The organism is Geminicoccus flavidas (assembly GCF_009806515.1).
Taxonomy (GTDB): Bacteria; Pseudomonadota; Alphaproteobacteria; order Geminicoccales; family Geminicoccaceae; genus Geminicoccus; species Geminicoccus flavidus.
On record NZ_WUJP01000721.1, the window covers coordinates 1 to 1003 of the forward strand.

General features: G+C 70.9%; 1 protein-coding gene. It reads right to left on the reverse strand.

Going from position 1 to position 1003, the window contains the following annotated elements; translation table 11 throughout:
• Positions 1-976, reverse strand: a 976-nt coding sequence (gene lpxK / locus EQG76_RS20660) for a tetraacyldisaccharide 4'-kinase (RefSeq protein ID WP_159716224.1), incomplete at its 3' end; no start/stop codon positions are given.
• Between the last annotated feature and the right edge of the window lie 27 nt (positions 977-1003).

The window sequence follows — 1003 nt, forward strand, 5'->3', positions numbered from 1 at the left end:
GCGTCGACACAGGTGCGATCAATCCTCTCAACAAGCCGCGAACCATCGCCCGGTTCCGCCAACAAATTGTAACGGGAATCGTAACGATGCCCCGTCGCTGATCGGGCGGCAGGCGGACCAGATCCTTCTCGGTGGTGACCAGCGTAGCGCCCGATCGTCCGGCCGCATCGCGCAGCCCGGCGAGTTCCGCTTCGGTGAACGGGTGGTGGTCGGGAAAAGCCCGGGTGCCGACGAGATGGAGGTCCGCCGCGGTCAGGCTCTCGAAGAACTTGGCCGGCCGACCGATCCCGGCGAATGCCAGGAGCGGCCGCCCTGTCAGTTCCGCCAGTGCTTCTTGCGGATGGCGCAGCTCGGCCGCCAGCACCGGCAGGCAGGCCTGTTCGCCGAGAAGTTGGCGGTCGGGACCGATCATCACCAGGGCCTCCGCCCGCAGGACGGCATCGGCAAAGCGCTCGCGCAGGGGGCCCGCCGGAAAGACCCGGCCGTTGCCGATCCCGGCCGGCCCGTCCACCACCAGCCAGGAGGCGGACTTGGCAAGGCCGGCGTTCTGGAACCCGTCATCCATCAGGATGAACTTGGCACCGGCCGCGACCGCGGCACGGGCGCTGGCAAGGCGGTCCCGCCCCACCCAGACCACGGCGTCGCGGGCGAGGAGCAACGGCTCGTCGCCCACGACCGCGGCATCGTGGCAGGCCGGGTCGACCCGGGTGGTGATTCGCACCCGGCCCCCATAGCCGCGGGTCACGACATGGGGCGCAAGGTCAAATTCTTCGGCCAGGATGCGCGCCAGCGAGCGCACGACCGGGGTCTTGCCGCTGCCGCCCAGCGTGGCGTTGCCGATGCACAGGACCGGCACGTCCAGCCGCGTGCCTGGCCGGCAGGCGCGGTGGGTGACGATCCGGCCGTACAGGCTGCCGAGCGGGGCCAGCAATGAAGCGAGCGGGCCGCCTTTGGTCCAGAACGCCGGCGGCTTCACGACGGCGCCGGCAGCACCGGGGCCAGG